This window comes from Arthrobacter sp. YN (assembly GCF_002224285.1).
GTDB lineage: Bacteria > Actinomycetota > Actinomycetes > Actinomycetales > Micrococcaceae > Arthrobacter.
The window spans coordinates 4,859,629-4,879,452 of the sequence record NZ_CP022436.1 but is presented as its reverse complement, the minus strand read 5'-3'; the positions used below and the strand labels follow the sequence as shown (position 1 = coordinate 4,879,452).

Here is a 19,824-nt window from a genome sequence, read left to right as displayed (position 1 = left end):
CGATAGCGGCATGCGTCCTTATGCCGAACTGGGTCCTGCTTATGAAAGAGAGATGAAAAATGGGAATCATTGGTTGGATCATTTTGGGTTTGATTGCTGGAGCCATCGCCAAGGCCATTAAGCCTGGCAAGCAGGGCGGCGGCTGGATCGCTACGCTGCTGCTCGGCATCGTCGGCGCCGTCCTGGGTGGATGGATCGGCAGCGCGCTCTTCAACGTGGGTATCAACGAGTTCTGGTCGCTGTCCACCTGGCTGCTTGCCATCGGCGGCGCACTGCTGGTCCTCATCATCTGGGGACTGCTCACCCGCAAGAAGGCCTAACCGCCAGAACACCACGAGGCCCCGATGCTGCTGCGTCGGGGCCTCTTGGCTGTCTCCGGGGAGGCGTTCAGGGGTGAATGGGGTCAGCCGGCTGAATAGTCGAGTGCCAGATCGATCAGGAGACGCGCGCCGAACCCCGTAGCACCCTTGCTTCGCCAGGCATCGTCCTTGTCCGACTGCATGGTGCCTGCAATATCGATGTGCGCCCAGGGAGTTTCACCCACGAACTCGGCCAGGAACAGGGCAGCAGTGGTGGAACCGGCGTAGGGTCCGCCAAGGTTGGAAATGTCCGCGACGTCGGAATCCAGCTGGGGACGGTAGGCCCGCTCCAGTGGAAGCTGCCACAGTTGTTCGTCTGCGCGCCCGCCCGATTCCAGCACCAGGTCCACCAAGCGCTGATCGTTTCCGAACACCGGCGCGGTGAGCTGTCCCAACGACATCAGGGCTGCCCCGGTCAGGGTGGCGATGTCCACGATCCCGTCCACGCCATCCTCCACCGCGAGCGTCAGGGCATCGCACATCACCAGGCGACCTTCGGCGTCGGTGTTCTTCACCTCGATGGTGAGTCCGCTGCGAGTGGTGAGCACGTCCCCCAACTTGTAGGCCGAGCCGGAGGGCATGTTGTCCGTGCACATCAGGAACCCGGTGACGGCGGCTTGGCAGCCGAGATCGCGCAATGCGGTGAAGACGGCAAGCACCGCCGCCGCGCCGCCCATGTCCATTTTCATGAGCAGGTGCATGGGGTCGCTGGGTTTGAGGCTGACACCGCCGGAGTCATACATGATGCCCTTGCCCACCAGGCCGAGGTGGCCAGTGGGCGCCCCGTCGGGCTGGTAGCTGAGCTTGATCATGCGGGGTTCCTGGGCGCTGCCGGCGTTGACGCCCAGTAGGCCACCGCAGCGGAGGTCGATGAGCTGTTGTTTATCGAACTCCTCCACCCCAAACCCGAACTGCTCCCCGAGCTCCTTTGCCGCCGAGCCCAATCCAACGGCAGTGAGGTGGCTCGGCGGAGCGTTGCACAGATCCCGGGCGATGGCGGTGGCCCGCACTTTTATACGGCCCGTGTCCAAACCTCGTGAAGCGGCCTCTGTATCCATCCCGGGAGCCAGGAACTGTACCTCGGCAAGGGAGGTTCCTTTGCCCCTGCTCTTGAGGGTGTCGTAGCTGTACCGGGCCAACAGCACCCCTTCGGCCAGAACCTGGCCCAACCGCCCGGCGTCGAGCCCTGCCGTGTCCGTCAGTTCAAAACCGATGCGGGAGTGCTTCTGCGTGGCCCGGACCAAGGCCGCGGCCGCCTTGCGCCAGCTGTCCGCGTCCAGGGAACCGGGCTTTCCGCCGCCAACGGCAACCACCAGCGTTCCTGAGGCGTTGGCCAGCTGCAGGGTTGTCCCGGGCTTGCCGTCAAACCCCGCGCTCGCCAACGTCTCCCGGTGCAGGCCGACGGACTCGGGAACGTCACCCTCTGAGTGGACCAGCACGCCGATCGCGTCGAGGGCGCCGAAGCCGTCCACGAAGTGCAGCTCCGGTTCGGTGCCGCCCAAGGAAGGGAGAGCTGAGAAGTCTGCCGGAATCAGTTTGTAGGGTTCGTGATTCACCGTTTCGCCCGTTCTTTTGAGGTTGGTTCAGTATGGTCCGCTGTGAGGCCCGGTTCCGGGATCGCGTCGGGATCGTCCGGTTCAAGCTGTTCAGGGAGGTCGCCTTTCATCCGGCCGGGCATACGGCCCGCCGGAACGATCGCCAGCAGGGTAAGCCCGGAGAGCCCAAGGAGGGAGATTTGCAGGGCGCGAAGCCGGGCTTCCTTGTTGACTTCGATCGCAGCGGCCAGCTCGGAGGGGCTGCTCACGCGGTCGCCGATCACCGCCTCCACCTGCGCGTTGGTGAGGAAGTCGGCCTCATTGACATTTACTTTGTAGATCAGCTCCTGGGAAACCTCCGGATGCGCGGCAGCGCCGCTGGCAATCAGCGAGGACAGCATTCCGACGGCGAATGCGCTCGCCACCGCGATGCCCACACTGCCGGAGAGGTTGTGGACGAGCCCGCGCCAGGCTCCGACGTCGCCGGCCAGCTCGCGGGGAACTGCGCTGAGCAGCGTATTGAACACCAAAGCGACGATTGCGCCCTGGCCCAGTCCCAGGAGGATCAGGCCCAGCACGACGAACAGCTGGCCCCAGTCGTTGCGGATGGTGAAGGCGAGAAGGACCAGCGCACCGGCCACCACTACGAAGCCGCCTTGCGCGATGGCCCGTGGCGGGAACTTGTCGTACAGGAACGCCACGAAAGTACTCGCAAGGAAAATGGACAACGTGTAGGGAATGATCGAGAACGACGTCTCGATGCTGGAGCGGCCCTGCACGATCTGCATGTAGAGCGGAATCAGGAAGTTTGCGGCCGTCCCCACAAAGAGCATGATGGCCATGCACGCGGTCACTGCGAGTTCGGAACTGGATGCCAACACCCTGAGGTCGAAAATGCGGGGCAGTTTGGCATCCTGGCGCTTCCGGATCCACAGGAAAAACACCTGCCCGGCGATGGCTCCGAGGAGGATCAGGAGCGGCGCGGGGGAGAGTCCAAGGATGTCGAAAGGCGCTTGGTTGGTTGCGAACCAGGTACCCCAGGCGGACAGACCGCTGAAACCGAAGCTCAGCAGGATGACGGCCACCGCAGCGATGGCGGAGCCGGTCCAATCGATCTTCAGCTGTGGTTGTGCCGGGACTGTTTTGAGCTTGAAACTCAACAGAAGGTTGATGGCGCCGAGGACCACCATGAGGCCGAACGAGTAGCGCCAACCGATTGTGGTGGCGAACCAGCCGGCGATGAGCAAGGCCAGAACACCAGCTGCCGGAATGGCGGCAGCCAGGAGTCCGATGGCCTTGGCTTGCTGCTGATCCTTGTAATTGGTGGCGATAAAGACCGTGAGCGCGGGGGCGATCAAGGCAATGACAGCACCGGAAGACGCTTGGGCAATGAAGAGCATCGCCGGACTGAGGCTCAATGCCACCCCTGCCATGGCGGCGGCATGAATGGCGACGGCAATCTGGAACACCTTGCGCGTACCGAACCGGGCGCCCAGCTTCGCTCCCAAGAGGATGAACGCCGCCATCGAAAACGTCCCGGCAGTAATGGCAGTGCCCACTGACGTCGCTGCGGTGTCCAAGTCGGTGGTGATGCCCTGCATGGAAACCGTCAGGGCGTTGACGGCGAATGAAGCCTGGATTTGGGTGAGGACCACCACGATCAAGGGCAGCCATGAAGCCGCCTTGACGGGTGGTGGGGTTTCCTTGGTGGTGTGGTCGCTGGCCATGTCATGCTCCTGGTGTGCTCTGCCCCTTCACAGGGATGGGGCGTTGTGAATACCTCACTACGGGGTTGGCGGAACGGTGTGCGGGTTTGTCTTGGCGTCGATCTCCGATCACTGGGTTCTGGTTCTGGAGTCTTGGTCCTTAAGAGCGGGCTACGTCTGCAGCGGCCAGAACACGGGCACCAAGAGGATGGCCACTGCTGCGTACAGTGCCATGATGGCCAGCCCGAACTTCCAGTAGTCGCCAAACCTGTAGCCCGCCGGCTGCATGATCATCATGTTGGCCGGCGTTGCCACGGGTGTCAGCAACGCGGCGGAGGAAGCCACGGACACGCACATCAGCACGGCGTAGGGGTTGATGGATGACTCCTGCGCTACGGAAAGAGCGATAGGGATGATGATCAGGGCCGTGGCCGTATTGCTGATCAGCTGGCCGAGGACGGCAGTCACCACAAAAAGCCCCAGGAGCAACAGCAAAGGCCCACCATTCCCCACCACTGCCACCATTCCCTCGGCGAGGATCTCGGCGGTGCCGGTGGAGGTGATGGCCGTGGACAGCGGAATCATGCCGGCCACCAGGATGAGGGTGGTCCAGGCCATGGAACGGTGGGCTTGCTGAACTGTGACAACGCGCAGCACCACCATGGCCAAAGCCGCCAGCATGGCCGCGACGGGTGCCGGCACGAGGTTGGTGGCCAACAGAACCACCATGGCGCCCAGGATGATCAGCGCCGGCGTGGCCCGCGGCCCCAACGGGACTGTTTGGCGGCGGATGGTGTCCGGCGAGTCCACCAGCAACACATTGTGGTCCTCCGTGTGTTGATCGAGCGCCGACCAGGATCCTTGAAGCAGCAGCCTGTCTCCGGCTGTGATCAGCGTGCGTCCCGACGATTCCGGCTCACCTGGATGGTGATGGGCCAAGACCACCAGATCCCCGCTGTCCGTGACCATCCCGGGGTAAGCTTCCGTGCCGACGAGGTTCGACCGCGGTGCCACCACTACCTCGGCCACTCCGTAGGTACTGCTGATGAGGCCGCACGTGGCGTCGTCGTCCTGTTCGAGGCCGTGCCGGGCAGCGAGGGCGTTGATCGTCTGTTGCCCGCCGCGCACCACTATCTCATCGCCGCCTTCAAAAAGGGTGCTGTTGGACGGTTTTCCGTCCGGCCGCTGCACGCTGATGAGGTGGAGGTGGCCGCCGTCGTGCCCGTCCTGAAGACACGCAACCGGCTGGCCAACCAGGGCTGATCCTGCCGGGATGCTGAGCCGGCTCAGCCCCTCCCCGCCGAGGTAGTGGTTCATGAGGGTCTCGCTGTGGGAACCCAGGTCCTTGGGGAGAGCATCAGGAGTTCGGGTCGGCAAGAGCCGTGGTCCCAGCCACAGGGTCAATCCGATGGTTCCCAGCAGCAAGGGAAGCCCCACCAGCCCGAACTCAAAGAACCCGATTCCCTTTCCCGTGGTGTCCAGCGCTGCATTGAGGATCAGGATATTGACCGGCGAACCGGTAAGAATCAGCAAAGACCCGGCGTGGGCTGCGAAAGCCATGGGCATCAGCAGTTCGGAGGGCCGCCGTCCCAGCCGGACTGCGAGGACCACCACCATGGGCAACAATGCGGCGACTGCTCCGTTGACGCTGATGAGGGCCGTCAGTAAAGCCGTCAACACCATCATCAACACCATCAACCGGGTGCGGCTCGTTCCCGAAAACCTGATCAGCAGGCTTCCCAGCCACGTGGTCACGCCCGCGGCATCGATCGCCTCCGCCACCACAAACAGCGCAGCGATCAACACCACTGTGCCGCTCCCGAAACCGGCGAACGTATCCTCCAAACCCACAATGCCGGTGCCGTAGAGGGCCAAGGCTGCTCCGAGAGCCACTACCTCAACCGGCAGGCGGTTCCACACGAACGCGGCAATCACCACGGCGAGCACCAGCAGCGTGACGATGACGTCTGTCATTGATGCCTTGGGTAACCCGTGGGGTCTTTGGCCAGCATTCTTTCAGACTAGATCCGGGTTACAACCGCAGGGTCACCCCAATCGGGTGAGTGATGGGCATCCGCCGAGGTCACGGCCTACGGCAGGTGCCCGAACTTGTACGCCGCAGACACGGCATCATGGCGAGTCCCGGCGCCGAGCTTGGAATAGATGATCCGCAGGTGGGTTTTCACCGTATTCACGGACAAGTGAAGCTCTGACGCTATCTGTTCCTGCGACAGGTGTGAGGGGAGCAGGGTGAGGACCTCCCGCTCGCGGGGCGTCAACAAAGGCGCGAGACGGGAATGAGCGGGAGGCCTCAGGGCCAGCAACCGCTTGGCGAGTTCGTCATGGGGCCCATTGATACCAGCCCGTTCCACCAACAGATCCAGGACCTCCTGGGGAGCGATGGCCAAAGGCCTGACAACCCCTAAATCGTCGGCCCTGCCCAGCGCATCTTCCAGGAGTTTGCCGGCCAGTGTCCGCCGCCCCGTGCGGATGGCAATGGAGCACTCCAGGACGTTCACGTGGAGCCACGTCCATTCCAGCAGGGGTGCAGCAGCGCCTGCGTGCAGTGGCCGGAGACGCTCGGTTGCGGCGTCGAAGCGACTGATCCCCGCAGGGCCTTGCGCTCGCAGCAAGCACAATTCGCCCGTCCCGGGGATGATCTCCTCGGCCCACTCCAGGACTTCGCGGGCACGCTCTGCATGACCCAAGGACAGCGCAGCGGTATGTTCCATTACTGCGACGAAGGCCGCCATGGGCTGGGCGAACAGATGGTCCTGGCCAATCCTCAACCTGGCTTGCCGCATGCCATCCAGGGAGTGCCGCCTATCCCCTGAATCCAGGTGGGCGCACGCAGTGACCAGTTCCACTGTGGCGCGCATTGCGGCTCCCACTCCTTTGGAAGAGGACCCCAGTTGTCCCAGTTCCGCACTTGCCGTGGCGGCGAATTTCAGGGCTGCTGCAGGTTCGGCGCCGAGAAGAGCTGCCGCGGCATGCATGAGGGCACCCACCGATCGGCCGGCTCCCGCTGTCCACGCATAGGCCGGAAGCTTCTCCTCTGCCTGCCGAAGGTATTCACCGGCACGGCGGATGTGGCCTTGCATTGAGGAGATGCCGGCAAGCTTGAGGTACACCTTTCCGGCAAGGTAGCCGTTACCCGCTTCGATGGCCTCGAGCAGTGCCTCCTGGGCCTCGTTTTCGGCGGCCCCGTAGTGCTGCTCGACCACGGCCGCGGTGACCGAAACCATCCTTGCTTCGATCCGGATGTCGCTCTGCCGTGACAAGGGAAGGGCTGCCAAATCGGAGGTGGCTCTGGGGTCCTGGTTCTCCCAGTCTCCGCTGAACCAGGAAAGGCGGGCTTCTGCCAGGGCGCGGAGTTCTGAGAGGTCGGAGGGCGTGTTTTCTGTCCACAAACGACTTGCGGCGGCCAGGTAACGGGCAGCGGTGGTGGGCTGACGGCTCTCCACATGGGCCAGTGCCGCAACCAGGCAGAGCTTGGGACTCGCCGCCAGGACGGAATCCGGCAGCTCCGCGATGGCCCTCCGGACCCGCGTGACTCCGCCTGATCCCAGGAGGGTTGCTCCGTGCCGTTCGAGGATTGCGCCGATCAACTGACTGTCAGCTGAGTCCATGGCGTGCCGGATGGCGGCCTCGTGTTCTCCTGCCTGCTCATGCCAGCGTGCGGCGATCCGGTGGAGACGGAGCAATTCGTCCGGCTCCTTCCGGGCAAGTTCCGCCCGGAGGTAGGCCCTGATCGGGGGCCGGACCAGGAAGACCTTCCGGCCACTCCCTGCAGCTTCCACCAGATCGCGGTGGTCCGCCAGCATGGCGAGGTCGTTCCCGGCGTTCCGGTGGCCTGCGAGGGCGTTGGCTTGGGCGGCCACCAGGACACGGCACACGCTGGTACTGGAGAGCACGTGCCTCTCGTCCAGGGTGAGCGCACGGAGAATTTCATGGTCCAGATACTCTGCGAGGTGGCGGTTGTTGGCTGCGATGTCGCCCACGGACGTTTCGACGTCCGCGGCGTGGCGCAGCGAACGCAAGGCAAGCACCACACAAGCGGGCCAGCCCCCGGTTTGACGGAACAGCTCGCCCAGTTGATGCGTACCCAGCAGCGTGATGGACTTGGCCGCAAGTGAGTTGATCTCGTCCAGGGAGAAAGCAAGATCACGTGAATGCAGTTCCAGGATTCGCCCGCTGAGCCGGGCCCGTCCCGGGTCAACGGCAGTGCTGTCCCTGGTGGCCAAGACAAGTTGGACGGGCAGGTTCACTTGGTTCAACAGCGCCGGAATCCAGCGATCGCGGTCTGCTGTCGGGAAGCCCTCAACGCCGTCGATGACCAGACGGATGGTGCCTTCGGCGGCGGTCAACTGCTCCGCCAAGTGATTCAGGACGTCGTGGGCATTCGTTTCGGTTCCCGAAAATTGACACAAGGCACCGTCCGGTACGGCTGGGCACTGCCGGAGCGCCTGAAGCACTGAGGGCCATAGGGCCGGTTCGTCCTGCTGGTCCGGGCTCACCCACGCCACGTTGTACATCCGGCCTGCAAGCCATTGGCCGAGGACCACCGATTTGCCGAACCCGGCGGGGGCGCAGAGGAGGACGGCGTCAGGTGTGGCATCCAGTTTTGCCACAAGCCGGGGCCGAGCCAGCAGGTCCAAGGGCGGCTTGGAGACCGCCATCAGTTGGGGGCTCAAGAGGTCCGGGCGTGTACCACTGAGGTCGTCCACTCCTTCAGTGTAGGGGCGGGACTTCGAGGATTCACCCAGTACGGGCGATCCGCGCGGCGGCCTCCGAGCGTAAGGATTGTGTTGTCCGCCGTGAGACGCTTGGGCGAAGCCCGGAAGGGGGTTTCACCGTGCAGGCTTTCAGGGACATCATGAGCGCTGCGGATTCCGGCTGGGTCTACCCGCTCGGGGCCGTGTTCGTGGGGTTGTCGGCAGTCTTTCCACCCATTCCCACTACATCCTTGTTTGTGGCTTTGGGGGCCCTGTCCGCCACCGACAACCTCCCTAACGGATACCTGTTGGTTGCCGCGATGCTGGCCGGAGCGGTTGCCGGTGACCTCGGTGCGTATGAATTGGTCCGGCGCCGGGACATGGCCAACTGGAAGATCCTCCAGGGCCCCCGGACGCAGAAGGCCCTGCATGCCTCCCGGGAACGTCTATCAAAGCACTCCGCCTCGTGGGTCCTGACGTCCCGGTTTGTCCCGCTCGGACGGCTGACCATGAACGTAGCCAGCGCCATCACCCCGGTGCCGCGTGGCAGGTTTGTCCTCTATTCCGTCGCAGCGGGCATCCTGTGGTCCGCCTACTCTGTGGGCATTGGCGCCCTTTCCGGGCTTTTGCCGGGGCTTTCCACAGAGTTCGCCGTTGTCGTCGCCATTGCGTTCTCGCTGCTGTTGGGCAGGGGAATCAGCGCCGCAGTGACGTGGTATTTGCAGCTGGACGACTGACTTAACCCGGGCGTGCTATTGCAACGACGATGTCAGCCTGGCCAAATTGTCCAGAGCCACCTCACCCACCGGCCGCCGCAACCAGTCCTCCAGCAACAACTCCGTGCTCGCCGCGCGGTAGCTGTCCTCCACTGCCCGCATCCGGTCCACGATGGATCGGCCGTGGACCAACACCGAGACTTCCATGTTGAGGCTGAACGAGCGGACATCCATATTGCTTGAGCCGATAACGGCTACATCGTGGTCAATGGTGAAGTGCTTGGCGTGCAGGACCTGCGGAGCCCGGTAAAGGTAGATGCGGACACCGGCCCGCAGCAGGACTTCATAGTAGGAACGCTGGGCGTGGTAGACCGTGGCCTGGTCGCCCACTTCCGAGACAAAGAGCTCTACGCTCAAACCCCGTGATGCTGCGGTGACGATGGCCAATTGGATGGCTTCGTCAGGAACAAAGTAGGGGCTGGTGATGCTGACGCGGTGCTCGGCCTTGTAGATCAGGGTGGTGTAGAGCTTGAGGTTGTTGTCGTTATCAAAGCTGGGACCGCTGGGCAGGACCTGGGCGTCGATCAGTTCCGGCTCCGACCCCAGGATTACCGGTGAAGTGTCCAACGGCAGCAGGGTCTCGGATTCGCTGTACCAGTCGGTGACGAAGACGGCGTTGAGTTCCCGCACTGCAGGCCCCTCCAAACGCACCATCAGTTCATGCCATTGGAGGCCGCGCCTGATATTCCGCTTCTTGTTGTAGGAGGCATCGATCAGGTTTTGGGAGCCCGTGTAGCCCACCCTTCCGTCCACCACCACCAGTTTCCGGTGGTTGCGCAGGTCCGGACGCTGCCATTGGCCCTTGAAGGGGCGCAAGGGAAGCATCGCATGCCACTCGGCGCCCATACCATCAAAAGCCCGCAGCATGTCCTTGTATTTGGGGTCGCCTACTGCTGCCAGGTGATCGAAGAGCACCCTGACCGCCACACCGCGTCGGCAGGCCCTGGCCATGGCATCGAAGAATGGAGATGTCGTGGGGTCCAGTGCCAAAATGTAGAACTCCACATGGACATACTCTTCAGCGGTATCCATGTCCGCGATCATGCGGTCAAAGCAACCCTTGTAGTCCTCCAGCAATTCGGCACGGTTGCCGCCCACCATGGGCAGCGCGCCGAGCCTGAGGTTAAGTTCGACGGCGGAACGCAGCCAGGCGGGCCAGTCGTCACTGTGGCTGACTGCTGAGAGACCAGGCGTGCGTCCAAGCATCAACTCGTTGACGGCGCGTTGCTTGTCGCGCCGGGCCCGGGGGAGTTTGCCACGGCCCACCAGCAGGAACGCCACTGTGCCCAGGTAGGGAATGAAGATGATCGCCAGCACCCAGGCAATGGCGGACGACGGTTTCCGGTTTGCCGAGACCATCACCGCGGCGATTGATCCGAGCACGATGTGGAGCGCCAACAAGATCAAGGCGACGGTATCGGCGTCGTGCGGTAGTCCTTGCATGCCGCGCTACTTGGCGTTCTGCTGTGGGATGACCACTTTTTTGATGATCAGCAGGATGGAAGCCGTGGTGGGGCAGGCGATCAGCGCTCCCAGCAGGCCCAGCAGCGTACCGCCCACCATCGCGCCGATCAGCACCAAAGAGCCCGGGATGCTGATCGCTTTACCCACCACGCGCGGCGTCAGGACGTAGGCCTCAACCTGCATGTAGGCCAGCATGACGAGGAAAACAACAATCGCCGTTGAAGGAGACGTGAAAAGTGAAACCACGGTCATAATGGCGGTGCTGATCGCACTGCCCACCAGCGGGATGAGGGTAATGGGGAATGCCAGGACGGCGAGTACGGCTGCATATCTGACTCCGGCCACGGAAAGGAGAATAAAGGTGAAAATCGCATTGAAAAGAGCCAGGACCGACATGCCGCTCAGGTATTTACCTACGGAGGCAATGATTGTTTCGGAGATATCCGCGAATGATTCCCTGCGGGATGCCGGCACCAGTGCATAAAGGCTGGATTTCATGACCTCGTGCCCGGCGACGAAATAGAGGGTCAGGACTACCACGAAGACCACGGCGAAGGTCCCGTTCACCACGTTGTAGCCCACCTGGACCGCTCCGCCGCCAATTGCCAGCCAGACATTGGGATCCGCCGCCGAGGTTTCCAGCCATTCCAGCAATGGAGTCAAGGCTCCGCCCAGTGAACCGTTGACGTCCCGGAACCACTCTTGCTCACCCACTGCGTCAAAGCTGGATGGAAGCAACCGGACCAGTGCGGCGCCTTCCTCCACCAGGATGGGGACCACGAAGCGGATCAAAAGGGCCACCACCACCAGGAAGCCAACCGCCACCGCGAGTACGGCGCCGCCACGCGAGAGTTTCCAGCGTTCCAGCCAGCGCACCAACGGATACAGGCCCAAGGAAATGAACAGGGCCGCGAAGATCAACGTCAGCGAATACCGCAACGTAATGACCGCCGAGCCCAGGGCCAAGGCAACCAGAACACCCAGTGCCGTTATCAGACCAAATCGGAAAGGCCCGCCTTCCAGCAGTGGGAAGGCCTTCAATCGCGTCATGCGGTCCCTTTCGGCGGTATATGGATGGCGGGCCATCGCCCCAATCAGGCCAAAGCGAGCTCCTTCAGGCGAGCGTACTCCGCCTCGGTAATGTCACCAGCGGCAAGCAGTGCTTTGGCTGACTCGATTTGCTGGGTGGGCGTGGGTCCTCCGGCAACCTCCCTGATGTAATTCTCAGCTTCCTCCACCGATTCACGGACGCGTATTTCGCTGCGAAGCGCCATTCCTTTCCCACGCATGATGACGTAGATCAGGGCCGAGATAAACGGTGCCACGAACAGGCACAGAATCCACAGGGCTTTTACACCACCACCCAGGGCTTTGTCGCGGAGAAGATCGGAAATGATCTGAAAGAGGAGGATCAAATAGGCAATGAAGAAGAAAGCGACAATGATGCTCCACAACGATTCCAAAAAGTTCATGGTGTCTTTCCCATCGTTCGTTCGGCCCGGGGCAGGGCCGTCGTCATCCGGCAAGGGACCCGTTCCCCGGCGGGACCACAACACCATTCTCGATTCGCCCGGACCCGCCGGCGCCCGCCCGCGCTGGATCGGCAGCGATTGGACAGAAAGATCACCCACTAAGGGTGAGCGGAGATTGTGAGACTCGGTGGCTGGGCTGGCTGGGCTGGCTGGGCTGGGTGCTCGCGCCGGTCACAAATTCCCCATAACGTGGCCGTTGCAGGTGGCGTCAAGGGGTCGGTTACGCTGCTCAAAGCCACGCACCACCGCACGCCTTAGGGTTTCAATGACGCACTCTTTCCCAACTCCTCCGGCAACTGAGCTCCCATCCAAACCAAAGGTCGCGCGAGAACCGGAGCAAGCGCCCCATCACCGTGCGGCAGCGGTCGCCTTGGGGGCGTTAAGCATGGCGGCTATCGTCGGGGTCTTCGCGCTGCTCCTGCACTTGCTCGCGCAACACTCTCCGCGGATTGGTCCGGTGTACACAGGCTGGCCGGAAGCCACCGCCGACTCACCGATGGCGGCCTTGCGCTGGTTCCTGAGCGACATGACCGAGCCGTTGTTCTGGGCATCGGATCTCGCTGCGATCGGCCTGCTGGCAGGGGCCGCCCTGGCGTGGTGGGCCGGGCGACGGGGGAGGACCTGGGCGGGGTCGCTCACCTACGGGACCGGTCTCTGGCCGTGGGTGCTGGCGTCGGCGTCGCTGAGTTTGCTCCTGTCCAACCTGGCTTTCGGGTGGATGCTCGACGACGGGTGGCAGCCCACGTTCGTGCCTTTTGTGTGCGTCGCTCCCGCCATGGTCCTCCTCTACGGGGCCGGCTGGAAGACCTGTGTCACCGGTGCCTTTCTGGGAGCAGCCACCACGACGCCCCTGGCTTTGCTGTTCATTCCGGCCGTATCGACGCCGCTCGGCCTGCCCGTGGTGGTGGCAAACGTCCTCGCGATGTCCGTTGGCTCTGTGCTGGCGTTCATGGTGGCGCGGCGGTTGCCGTGGCTGGCACTGCAGGAGCCGGTCCGACCGCCGGAGCCCGGCCGACCGCCGGAACCGCACCGGCCGCCGTCGAGCGTTCACCGTAGTTTCCGCCACGACGCCGCGTGGGCTGCGCGCCGCGTCCTCAAGGACTTCACCGAAACCCACTTCTTCGCCAACGAACTCGCCGGTATCGGCGTGATGCTGGCCGTCGCGGGGGCGTTCGTGCTCAACCCGGCGTTGCCGTCGTACGGAACCAACCTGCTGCCCCACATACTGTTCGCCCAGGCGCTGACCTCGGCAATCGGCGTCGTCCTCTGGCAGCGCTGGTACCGCGACGGCGGGTGGGCGGCCACGTACGCGTCCGTGGTGTCCGTGGCTCCTGCCGCCGTCCTGGCCTACGGAGGCTCGTGGTCCGCGATGGTGGGCGGTGCCGTGCTGGGAGCAGTCCTGGCGCCGCCCCTTGCCCGCCTGGTTTCCGCTCGACTGCCCGCCGGATTTCACCCGGTGATCGGCAACACGGCGGCCATGGCAGTGTCGACGGCGGCCGCCTTGCCGTTGCTGGGGCTGCTGCCGCACTAGCTCCTTTTGGCCTTCACGTCAGCCGCCGACGTGATGGATCGTGAAGGCACTCAGGAACCCGACGGTGGCCGTCAGCCCCGTGAGGTTATGGTGCTCTTCGAAAGCCTCGGGAATCATGGTGTCCGCAAGCATGGCCAGAATTCCGCCGGCGGCGATCGCAGTGATGAACGCGATGACAGTCCCGGGGGCATTCTCCAAGGCTGTGTAGCCGATGAGCGCCGCGAGTCCGCTGAACACGGCAATGCCGGTCCACGTGCCAAAGACGTAAGCGGGGCTGCGCCCGGCCTTCTTCATGCCGGCTGTGCTGGACAAGCCCTCGGGAACATTGGAGATGAAGACGGCGGCCAGCATGGCAGGACTCACTGCCCCGCCGGCAAGGAGGCCGACGCCGAGCACCACCGATTCGGGAATGCCGTCGATCAGCGCACCCACGGCGATGGCCGTTCCACTGCCGGGGCTGTCCTTTTCGGAGGGCTGGGGTCCGGTGGAGCGTTTCCGATGCTTGGCGCCGGCGCGAGCCAGCAGAACGTTCGAGCCCACAAAAATCAATGCACCGAGGAGGAAGCCCAAGATGGTGGGGATCAAGCCGCCGCCTTGGACGGCTTCGTCCACCAGTTCGAAGGCAAGGGCTGAGATCAGGACGCCGGCGCCGAAGGCCATCACCGTGGAAACAACCTTGGGCGGGACTTTCCACAGCCAGGCAATGCCCGCGCCGAGGACCAGGGCTCCGCCTGCCAGCGTTCCCCACATCAGGGCCTGCAACCACATCGGCATCCTTGTGCCCTTTCCTTGGCCTTTCACGTGCCCCATGAGTGTTTCATATGGGGTTGGTGGGACTGTGGTGAGTCTTGAGGTTTTCCTGAGGAAGTGTTGCGGGTTTGCAGGATTTGTTCTTGATCCAGCCCCGGCACAGTAGTTCTTGTCAGCCAGAGAGGCTGGAAGAAACGGCCGGCCGGACCCGCGGTGGCCTCCCGAAAGGACCATACTCAGATGGCCATCAGCCTCAAGACCACCTCCGGCAAAATCCTCGCCTCCGTCGCACTGGTCGGCACCGCAGCCGCCGTCGCCGGCATGGGAACCTACGGTGCGTTCACCTCGTCGACCTCCGCGTCGCAGGCTGTCACCGCAGGCACGGTCACCATCGCCCTGGGCGCCCCCGGCCCGGCCAACACCCTCAACGTCCCCATCGCAGGACTGCTCCCCGGAGACAAGGTCGAAAAGCTCGTCACCCTGGCCAACACCGGAAACTCGGACCTGAACAACGTGACCCTCACCACCTCCGCCGGGGCCACCGGGTCCCTGCTCACCACGGACGCCACCAACGGCCTGCAGCTGACCATCGAAAACTGCTCCGTGGCCTGGACCGGCACCGCAGCCCCCTACAACTGCACCGGAACCAAGACCACCGTCCTGGCCTCCGCCCCGGTCATCACCGCCAACAAGGCCCTCACCAACCTCACCTCCGTGACCTCGGCCAAGACCGACAACCTCAAAGTCACCACCGCATTCCCCACCACCGCGAACAACGACTTCCAAGGCGCCACCTCCACCATCGCCTTCTCCTTCACCGGCACCCAACGCACCGAAACCACCAAGTAGCACCCCCGCTGACCCTCAACGGTCAGCTGGCTGTCACATCGGGCAGCCAGCTGCGACTGCCGCAACAGAAACACCATCAAGCCCCGCCGGGCCTGGTCGGGCGCCCCCTGCCCGATCAGGTCCGCCGGTATTTTCCTGGTCAGCCATATTTCTGGACAAGCCGTAGTCATGAGCGCCGCAGCCATGAGCACGCCATGTTCTTGAGCCAGTTTTCGGCAAGACCTGAGCCGGGCCACGCAGACTCTGATGCAGGCTCCCCGCAGAAGCCGATCAAAGCCGATCAACACCCGGAAGGAACGCCAGGACACTGAGCACCATCAACAGCACCCCCATCACGGACATCAAGGCAGGCAACGTCATCACTTACGGCATCCCGGTTGAAGACCAGCGGGTGGAAACCCAGCTGATCACCCGGATCATCGCCACCGGCGCCGCAGAACCCCAAGCAGCACGTAGTGAGTGACTTGCGGGCAGTGACAAGTCATGCTGAACCACACCGGACACCATCGGAATCTGTCCTGGATTCGTGCAAGCTGCAGGCATTGGCTGAGGAGTTGGACGACTCTGCGCCGGCCATCAGGTTCCTCTCCACATACCTGTCCATGCTGCCCGGCAGGATCCTCAGAATCTCCACTGGCCTTTGCCTGCACGATGCCGATGCCAGTATGGACGCGGTCTTGAGCCTCAGGATTTCCTCCGCCATGGTGGGGGCCGTGGAGACGGAGAACCAGTGCCGGGCCATTGAAGCCATGATCCGGGAGCACCATTTCGACTCAGCGGTCCTGGCACTCCCCGCGCTGCAGAACTCCACGGACCGCTGCTCCGCGGCAGGTCCGCAGCTGCTCGTGAAAGCGCACGAGTCCCTGCGTCAAGGGGGCATTGAATCCTGTGCGGTAAGTCCCCGGTGGTGAAGCTGGGCTAGTGGCGGGACGGCACGGAGGTGTCGTCGGCCTTGACCTCATGCGGCACCAGGAACAGCGCGGCAACGGCCAAGAGACCGGCAGCTGCAAAGACGTAGAAGCCTGCAGGGTAGGCGATATTCGCGGCCACCAGGGTTCCGGTCACCGCAGGACCAACGATCGCGCCCAACCTGCCAACCCCGGCAGCGAAGCCCAGAGCGGTTCCGCGAAGCCTGGCCGGGAAGAGTTGGCTGACCCAGGCATACACCAGCACCTGGGAGCTGAAGACGAAGACTCCCGTCACGAAGACGGCCGCGTTGAGCAGGAACTCGTTCTGGATCTTGACGCTGAGGATGGCCAGCAGCACCGCCGACAATCCGAACCACAGCAGCACGATCTTCTTGGTCCCATGCTTATCGGCAAGGATTCCGGCGACGAACAGCCCCGCCACGGCGCCCACATTCAGGACCAACAACAGCGTCAGCCCGGTGCTCACGGGATATCCGGCGGCGGCCATCAATTGCGGTAGCCACGTGTTCAGCCCGTAGACCAGCAGCAGCCCCATGAAGGACGCAATGCCAATACCAACCGCAACCAGAGGATAGGGCTTCTGCAGGAGGTCGCGGAATCCGGTCTTTGCTTTGGTACCGGCGGAATGTTCGACGGCGGTTGCCGCCTTCGCGGTCCCGCCCGCCTTAGGTTCGCCCGTCTTGGACTCGCCCGCCTCGGCAGGAGCTGCTTCCGGGAGGGACTCGGGCAACTTGGCCCACAGGAATGGCAGCAGTACCAGCCCAGCCACGCCACCGATGATGAACATGAGCCGCCAGTCGGGAACTATGAAAATGGCCAGCAGAGCCGTGGCTACAGCCCCCACGTGGTACCCGGTCATCGTCCGGGTGGTGGATTTTCCGGCTGACCCTGCCGGGGCGTAGTCGTTCATATATGCCAACGCCGCCGGAAGGCAGGCCCCCAAGCCGAGACCGGCCAGCAGGCGGAGCAATGAGAAGACCGCAACGTTCGGGGCGAAGGCAATGCCGATGGTGAACAGCGAGAAGCCTGCCACGCAGGCGATCAGGAGTTTCCTACGACCAAACTTGTCCGACAGCGGCGCGATGAAGAGCGCCCCCAGACCAACGCCAACCAAGGAGATGGTGGCAGCGAAGGTTGCTCCGACCGCGTCGAAGCCCAGCTCACCGGTCTTGATGAGTGTGGGGATGACGGTTCCGAGAACCACGAGGTCGAAGCCGTCCAGCACCATCGCCAACCAGCAAAGCCAGACAGGCCATTGGGAGCGGCGGGCAGATGACATCGTTGGCATAGCGTCCTCGGTACTTCGTTGTTGTTGCCTTGGCTGGTTGTTTCACGGCCAAAGAACGTTCGGTAGGTCATGAGAGTTGTATCACCGTCCGATGTTGCGTGGCACACGTTCTACCATTGAATGGAAGGTGTCTCGGTGGTATGGACGTCACCCCCTTCCAAGCCAGTCCCCGCGGACCGCAAGCAACCGACCAACAAGCAATCGACCGACACGCAAAGGAGCGAATCGTGGCCAACTCAGCATCAGGAGATTCCGTGGTTGACCGCGTAGTGCGGGTGATAGAGGCCTTTCCGGAGGGGGTGACCTCGCTGCAGTTGACCGAGTTGGCTGACCGGGCCGGGCTTCCGCTTTCCTCTGCGCATCGATTGGTCCGCCAACTCTCGGGGCACGGGTTGCTGGATCTCGGTGCTGGCGGGACTGTACGCCTGGGCCTGCGTTTGTGGGAACTCGTCAACCGCAATTCGCCCACCTTGGCCCTCCGCCAAGCTGCCATGCCCTTCATGGAGGATATCCAGCAGGTCCTGAACCAGAACGTGAACCTTGCCGTGTTGGATGGGTGGGAAGCGCTCTTCGTGGAGCGGCTTTCGCGGAGGGGATCAGTGGCCAACCGGGCCAGGATTGCCGGAAGGATGCCTGTCCACATCTCCTCGGCAGGGCTGGCCCTGATGTCCCACCAGTCACGAGAACTGCAGGCGGAGTACCTCGAACAATTCGAGGATCCTTCCGGGAAGGTGACTGCCGACGTCGTGCGTCATTTCCTGGCCGAAGCGGCCCAGCAGGGGTACGCGCAACTCGCGGGTGTTGTGGATCCTGACACGTGGGGCATTGCCGTTCCTGTGATGAATGGCAAGCGTCGGACCGTGGCGGCACTGGGTGTCGTGGTCCCGCTGGCTGAGATGAGGCTGCAGGCGCTGGTACCCGCGCTCCAAACGGCGGCCCGCGGCATCGGACGCCAACTCGGCGATTGATTGATCTTCCGTTGAACGGAATTGCTGTAACGGCAATCACTCGTTGCGGGCCACACTGATTCCAAATTCATCCCGCTTCCGAGCAAGCCGGGATCCGCAACGAAGCGAGGAACAACCATGGCACGCACACCCATCACCACCCAAGTGGCCATTATGGGCGCAGGCCCCGCAGGCCTCATGCTCTCCCATTTGCTGGCCAAACAGGGCATTGAGTCCGTAGTGGTGGAGATCCGCAGCCGCCAGGACATCCAGGAGACGGTTCGCGCCGGCATACTTGAGCACGGCACTGTGAACTTGTTGGTGGATTCCGGCGTTTCGGACCGGGTCCTTCGCGAAGGCGACCGGCACGATGGCATCGAGTTGCGGTTCAATGGCGAGAGCCACCGCATCAATTTCAAGGAACTCGTCGGCGAATCCGTATGGCTTTACCCGCAGACTGACGTTTTCATGGACCTCGCCGCGAAGCGGGAGGCCGACGGCGGTGACGTCCGGTACAGCGTCACGGACACCACGGTTCACGACCTCGAAGGCAAGCCTAAGGTGTGGTTCACGGACGCCGATGGCCAGGAATTCGAAATCCAGGCCGACTTCCTGGTGGGCGCTGACGGATCCCGCAGCCATTGCCGCTTCCAGATCCCCGAGGCCAACCGCAAGTGGTACTTCCACGAGTACCCTTTCGCATGGTTCGGGATCCTCGCCGAAGCCCCGCGCAGCGCCGACGAACTGATCTATGCCAACTCCGAGAACGGATTCGCCCTGATCAGCCAGCGCACCGAAACCGTGCAGCGTATGTATTTCCAGTGCGATCCCAAGGAAAATGTGTCCGACTGGGATGACGAACGCATCTGGAACGAATTCCGCAAGCGCGTCAATGGCAACGGGTTTGAGCTCAAGGAAGGGCCCGTCCTGGAGAAGATGGTCCTGCCGTTCCGCAGCTTCGTCCACGCCCCCATGCGCCACGGCAACCTCTTCCTGGCCGGCGATGCGGCGCACACTGTTCCACCAACGGGAGCCAAGGGCCTCAACCTGGCCATCCATGACGTCAAAATGCTCTTTGAGGGCCTCGACTCCTTCTACTCCAAGGGATCCACAGCGCTGTTGGATTCGTACAGCGACCGTGCCTTGGACCGCGTGTGGAAGGCCCAGCACTTCTCGTACTGGATGACGTCCATGCTGCACACGGTGCCGGGTGCCGATGACTTCGACCGCGCCCGACAACTCGGTGAACTGCACTCGGTGGTCACTTCCGAGCACGCGAAGGCATACCTCGCAGAGTCCTACACGGGCTGGCCGGCCTCGCGCTAAGCCCGCGGGTTTGCTGGGCGAACCGGTTCAGCAAGCGCTCGACGGCGGCTCATTTCCTTAGGCGATGGGCTGCGGTCGGGCGCTTCTAACGTTAAGTGCCCTCTGTCGTCACGGAAC

The 19,824-nt window shown here is 63.2% G+C and carries 16 protein-coding genes; 7 read left to right on the top strand and 9 right to left on the bottom strand.

The window, feature by feature from the left end:
- Positions 1 to 59: 59 nt before the first annotated feature.
- Entirely contained in the window at positions 60 to 320 is a 261-nt protein-coding gene (locus tag CGK93_RS22445) for a GlsB/YeaQ/YmgE family stress response membrane protein (RefSeq protein ID WP_089596836.1), read from the top strand.
- Positions 321 to 403: 83 nt separating this feature from the next.
- On the opposite strand, the gene CGK93_RS22440 is transcribed toward CGK93_RS22445, so the two are convergent.
- From CGK93_RS22440 to CGK93_RS22425, 4 genes are all read right to left on the bottom strand, one after another.
- On the bottom strand, positions 404 to 1,915 hold the full coding sequence (locus tag CGK93_RS22440) for a leucyl aminopeptidase (protein ID WP_089596835.1): 1,512 nt from the start codon (positions 1,913 to 1,915) through the stop codon (positions 404 to 406).
- On the bottom strand, positions 1,912 to 3,621 hold the full coding sequence (locus CGK93_RS22435) for an MFS transporter (protein WP_089596833.1): 1,710 nt from the start codon (positions 3,619 to 3,621) through the stop codon (positions 1,912 to 1,914). The genes CGK93_RS22440 and CGK93_RS22435 overlap by 4 nt, the downstream gene beginning before the upstream one ends.
- Before the next feature lie 150 nt (positions 3,622 to 3,771).
- Positions 3,772 to 5,574, bottom strand: a complete 1,803-nt coding sequence (locus CGK93_RS22430; RefSeq protein WP_089596831.1) for an SLC13 family permease — start codon at positions 5,572 to 5,574, stop codon at positions 3,772 to 3,774.
- 116 nt (positions 5,575 to 5,690) lie between these two features.
- Complete coding sequence (locus CGK93_RS22425) at positions 5,691 to 8,327, bottom strand: LuxR C-terminal-related transcriptional regulator (protein WP_089596830.1); 2,637 nt, start codon at positions 8,325 to 8,327, stop codon at positions 5,691 to 5,693.
- A 128-nt stretch (positions 8,328 to 8,455) separates the two neighbouring features.
- Between CGK93_RS22425 and CGK93_RS22420 the strand changes: the two genes are divergently transcribed.
- Positions 8,456 to 9,052: a DedA family protein gene (locus CGK93_RS22420; RefSeq protein WP_232481464.1), complete on the top strand. Its 597-nt coding sequence runs from the start codon at positions 8,456 to 8,458 to the stop codon at positions 9,050 to 9,052.
- Positions 9,053 to 9,067: 15 nt separating this feature from the next.
- Here the strand turns inward: CGK93_RS22420 and cls are convergent, their stop codons facing one another.
- From cls to CGK93_RS22405, 3 genes are read right to left on the bottom strand one after another with little or no spacing between them, the layout of a single operon-like run.
- Complete coding sequence (gene cls, locus CGK93_RS22415) at positions 9,068 to 10,534, bottom strand: cardiolipin synthase (protein ID WP_089596828.1); 1,467 nt, start codon at positions 10,532 to 10,534, stop codon at positions 9,068 to 9,070.
- Between the two features lie 6 nt (positions 10,535 to 10,540).
- On the bottom strand, positions 10,541 to 11,605 hold the full coding sequence (locus CGK93_RS22410) for an AI-2E family transporter (RefSeq protein WP_089597723.1): 1,065 nt from the start codon (positions 11,603 to 11,605) through the stop codon (positions 10,541 to 10,543).
- A 44-nt stretch (positions 11,606 to 11,649) separates the two neighbouring features.
- Positions 11,650 to 12,027 (bottom strand): SHOCT domain-containing protein, encoded by a 378-nt coding sequence (locus CGK93_RS22405; RefSeq protein ID WP_089596826.1) that lies wholly within the window; start codon positions 12,025 to 12,027, stop codon positions 11,650 to 11,652.
- 445 nt (positions 12,028 to 12,472) lie between these two features.
- On the opposite strand from CGK93_RS22405, the gene CGK93_RS22400 reads away from it, so the two are divergent.
- Entirely contained in the window at positions 12,473 to 13,618 is a 1,146-nt protein-coding gene (locus CGK93_RS22400; protein ID WP_232481463.1) for a hypothetical protein, read from the top strand.
- Between the two features lie 18 nt (positions 13,619 to 13,636).
- Here CGK93_RS22400 and CGK93_RS22395 read toward each other — a convergent pair whose 3' ends face one another.
- The gene (locus tag CGK93_RS22395) at positions 13,637 to 14,392 is read right to left on the bottom strand and encodes a ZIP family metal transporter (protein ID WP_089596824.1); all 756 of its coding nucleotides are present in this window, start codon (positions 14,390 to 14,392) and stop codon (positions 13,637 to 13,639) included.
- Between the two features lie 216 nt (positions 14,393 to 14,608).
- Here CGK93_RS22395 and CGK93_RS22390 point away from each other — a divergent pair, with 216 nt between their 5' ends.
- Both CGK93_RS22390 and CGK93_RS22385 read left to right on the top strand, forming a co-directional pair.
- The gene (locus CGK93_RS22390; protein WP_232481462.1) at positions 14,609 to 15,217 is read left to right on the top strand and encodes a TasA family protein; all 609 of its coding nucleotides are present in this window, start codon (positions 14,609 to 14,611) and stop codon (positions 15,215 to 15,217) included.
- A 455-nt stretch (positions 15,218 to 15,672) separates the two neighbouring features.
- The gene (locus CGK93_RS22385; protein WP_232481461.1) at positions 15,673 to 16,128 is read left to right on the top strand and encodes an Hpt domain-containing protein; all 456 of its coding nucleotides are present in this window, start codon (positions 15,673 to 15,675) and stop codon (positions 16,126 to 16,128) included.
- 7 nt (positions 16,129 to 16,135) lie between these two features.
- Here CGK93_RS22385 and CGK93_RS22380 read toward each other — a convergent pair whose 3' ends face one another.
- Complete coding sequence (locus CGK93_RS22380) at positions 16,136 to 17,434, bottom strand: MFS transporter (RefSeq protein ID WP_232481460.1); 1,299 nt, start codon at positions 17,432 to 17,434, stop codon at positions 16,136 to 16,138.
- Between the two features lie 227 nt (positions 17,435 to 17,661).
- On the opposite strand from CGK93_RS22380, the gene CGK93_RS22375 reads away from it, so the two are divergent.
- Together CGK93_RS22375 and CGK93_RS22370 are read left to right on the top strand one after the other, a co-directional pair.
- Positions 17,662 to 18,402 (top strand): IclR family transcriptional regulator, encoded by a 741-nt coding sequence (locus tag CGK93_RS22375; RefSeq protein WP_089597720.1) that lies wholly within the window; start codon positions 17,662 to 17,664, stop codon positions 18,400 to 18,402.
- A 117-nt stretch (positions 18,403 to 18,519) separates the two neighbouring features.
- Positions 18,520 to 19,707 carry a 4-hydroxybenzoate 3-monooxygenase gene (locus tag CGK93_RS22370; protein WP_089596819.1) on the top strand — a complete coding sequence of 396 codons (1,188 nt, stop codon included), beginning with the start codon at positions 18,520 to 18,522 and terminating at the stop codon, positions 19,705 to 19,707.
- The last annotated feature ends 117 nt before the right edge of the window (positions 19,708 to 19,824 follow it).